At 54.0% G+C, this 3,629-nt stretch carries 1 protein-coding gene and 1 pseudogene (1 of these 2 cut by a window edge); one reads left to right on the top strand and one right to left on the bottom strand.

Annotated features, from left to right (window positions below; genetic code table 11):
• Window positions 1–1,557, bottom strand: a pseudogene (locus tag QZL66_RS08340) (hypothetical protein); its annotated part reaches 168 nt to the left of the window's first position; the annotation flags it as partial.
• A gap of 210 nt (window positions 1,558–1,767) precedes the next feature.
• On the opposite strand from QZL66_RS08340, the gene QZL66_RS08335 reads away from it, so the two are divergent.
• On the top strand, window positions 1,768–3,629 hold a 1,862-nt coding region (locus tag QZL66_RS08335), incomplete at its 3' end, for a diguanylate cyclase domain-containing protein (protein WP_293602052.1).

Below are 3,629 nucleotides of genomic sequence, written 5' to 3'. Positions count from 1 at the left end.
GCTGTCGGTGATGTACTGGCTGGAGGATGCACCGGCGTATTTGGTGCAGAAATCCTTGGTGTCTGTGCCCTTGGTGTTGTATGCATCCAGCAGGGTATAACCGTAGTTGTCCTGCGGATTCCAATTGTTTGCCGTTTTGGGTTTGTAGTTCAGGGGTGTTGGCGTATCTGTGCTGGACTTGGAGGTATAGGAGCCGGAATCCCGATAGGGAGAGGTGTCGGGCTGAACGATGATCTCCCGTCCGGCTACCGACTGGAACCGGCAGTTCTCGCTGACTATGTTGGATCCCTCACCGCTGATGATCTGGTTGCAGCTGTTGGGCACATAGGTGTCATCGCCGGAATAGTAGTTGCTGTAGATGTGACCGGTGCCGTTTCCGATTTGCGGGCAGCGCCGCACGCACTCATCCCACCAGTTGTACATCAGGGAGGTGCGACATCGTGAGGTCTCGTCGTTCTGTGTGCCGTATGCCACCGTCCAGAACCGATTCCTGAAGATGTTGTAGGAAATGGTGATGTAGTCCGGACTTCTGCCGTTGTCCTTGGCGTCCAGATAGTCTTTGTATGGCGTGTTCAGCCAGATGAATTTCCCCACTTCGTCATAGCCATTTCCGGTGTGATCGGAATTCAGGTAGGAAATAAATGTGCAGTGATCCACCCAGATCTGTCTGGAAGACCAAATGTTGATCAGGATACGGTTGGAAACGTTTTTGGCGATCATGTTCAGATTGCGAAAGACGATGTTGTCGCTGGGACTGTCGTCCACGGCGCCATAGGTGTCGTTGGTGCGGAACTGAGAGTCATAGATAGTGTTCTTGCTGTAAGAGCCGATGATGGTCTTGTTGTCTCGAATGCGGGTGTGGGATTTTTTCTGCATGTCAATGTCTGCGGTAATGACAATGGTCTGCGGGCCAACGGAATTCAGCTGCTTTTCCAGCTCGTCAGCGGTGGAGACAAAGACTGTTTCACCCAGTACGCCGCCGATAGTACCCGCTTTTTCGTTTCCGCCGGCAAGGGAATTGGCAGCAAAGCCCTCCAGCCCGAACAGGTTCAGCTTCCACTTTTGTGCGCCGTCGCCGGTGTAGGATGCCAGCCCGACGGTGTTGTTCCCCTGATAGTAGGTGAGGGCAGCACCGGTGGAAACGCTGGTGATCCTGTAGTAGAGGTCGTATCCCTCGAAGTCCTTCTGGACGCTCTCAATGCGCCAGTTCTGAGAGGTGTCGGATGCCCTGTTCGCCATGGTGCAGGCGGTTCCGCTCGCCGTCAGATACTTGCCGTCTGCGATGCTGACGATTTGATAGACACCGGCGGAAACATAGTCGATGCGCCAGTTCTCCGAGGTCGTGCCGGCAGATTTCTGGGTGTTGACAGAACTTCCTGTGCTGTTGAGGTTGCGGTTGGTGGTGTATGCGCCGAAGTTCACTGCCTGTACCGGATAGGACGAGGTGTCTGCTGCCGAAGCTGTCGGCAGAGCAAAGGGCAGCTCCGCCAACAATCCGACAAGCAATGTGAATACGGTCAAACATACCGTGATAAGATGTCGTTTTCTGTGTTCCAATTTCGGTTCCTCCTTGTTGCATTTGTGGAATATGTCTATAGTTTATCACAAAATCAGAATGATTTCAATCAGCTATGATGCTTTTTTATAAGAGATTGTGCTTTTCTTTTTCTGTAGGATAAAATATTTCTTATATTTCAGATTGACATGGCATCCGTTTTTTCTTATAATAAAGATATGGGAATCTGAAAGGACATGGGAGGGGATATCATGCGGAGAAAGCGGATCATTGTGCTTTTGGCGGATATGCAGTCGGAATACAATCACACATTGATGGAGGGCATCACCAAACAGGCGTACGCACTGGATATGGACATCGTGACATTTTCGTTCTTTTCCAATCTCGATCAGGACACGCCGTTCCAGACGGGCGAAGAGAACATTTTTTCCCTGTGCCGGCCGGAGTGCGCCGACGGGATTCTGATGCAGAAATCCAACTTTCAGAAACAGGCGGTGCAGCAGCGCATTGCGCAGTTTTGTCAGGACTCCGGACTGCCATATCTGGATATGGAGCTGGAAACGGCAGGCGACCGGTATCCCGTCTGGAACGACCGGCGGATTTTTCGGGATTTGGTGCGTCATCTCATCACAGTGCACGGAAAAAGAAAGATTTTCTGCCTGACCGGGCCGGCTGGCTTTCACCAGTCAGAAGACCGGCTGGCAGGCTTTCGGGATGCCATGGCAGAGGCGGGACTGCCGGTGACGGAGGACATGATATTCTACGGGGACTTCTGGAAGGCTGCCGGAAAGCAGCTGGGGCAGGCAATTGCCGACGGCGGTGTGGCGTTTCCGGAGGCAGTCGCCTGTGCTAACACTTGTATGGCGGAAACGCTCATTGCTGCACTTCAGCGGAACCGGATTCGGGTGCCGGAGGACATCGCCGTGGTGGGATACGACCCGTTTTTCAACAATGTCCTGAATGTGCCATCCATCACCTGCATGGCGAATATGAACTATAATCAGGGGGTCAGCAGTGTTTGCCGGCTGTACCAGCGGATGACGGGTATCTGCTGCGATCCCATTCCGCTCCGGCCGGAGGTGCTGGAACCGGCGGAGAGCTGCGGATGCACCGTGTCCCATCACGGCGTGTTTGCCAAGTACCGGAAGGATCTGGCGGAGCAGCTGGAGTTCGCTTCTTTGCTGCAATCCAGCGGTATGATTCAAAAGCTCTCTGCGCCGGACAATCTCATGGCGTTCGCCAGGAAGCTGCACCATGTGCTGTATCTTATCCGCAGAATCAAGGTGTTTTACTTCTGCATCTGCGACGACTGGGACGGCATCAGCAATACCAGTGGCGACACCTACCGCACAACCGGCTATTCCGACTCGGTGTTCCTGTTCCGGCAGGTGTACGGGAGCAGCAGCTATGAGATGGTGCATCTGCGGGAACTGCCGGAGATCATCCGGAATCCGGAGAAACCCACTGCCTATCACTTCGTTCCCCTGCACTATGAGGATCGGTGCTTCGGGTTCCTCGCCGTGGAATTTGAGGGAGAGCAGTACAGTTTGGACAAGCAGTTTCTCACGTGGACGGAGTACGTCAGCTTGGGGCTGGAAACCATGCGGATTCGAAACTACATCCGACGGTTCAGCGAACGGGTGCACCTGACCTCCATTCGTGATCCGCTGACCGGCATTTATAACCGGCGGGGCTTTGAGGAGCTGTCCAGCGAAATCTACGAGCAGTCCATTCTGCAAAACGAGAAGTTCCTGCTGATTGCCGTGGATGTCTGCGAACTCCACGAGATTAACCGCCGGCTTGGGAGCAGCACGGGAGACCGGATTCTGATGACGGTGGCGGATGCGCTCAGCAGTAGCTGTCTGGGCAACGAGATCTGCTGCCGGTGCAATGGCGATAACTTCTACCTCATCGGCTCCTACGCTTACCGCTTTGACGCTGGAAAAACGCACATGGAGGCGATCCGGCAGTATTGCAGCAAGCATCTGGCGGAGGACACCGTTCGCATGCCGGTGAAGCTGGAGATGGGCTGCTTCTGCGAAAAGGTCAGCAAAAACGTTCCCCTGTCGGAGATCGTGGCATATGTCAACCAGATTGTCCGGCAGAAACAGGC

It is taken from the genome of Ruminococcus sp. CAG:330 (genome assembly GCF_000437175.1).
Taxonomy (GTDB): Bacteria; Bacillota; Clostridia; order Oscillospirales; family Ruminococcaceae; genus Ruminococcus_C.
The sequence above is the reverse complement of the archived record's forward strand: the minus strand, read 5'-3'. Positions and strand labels throughout refer to the sequence as shown.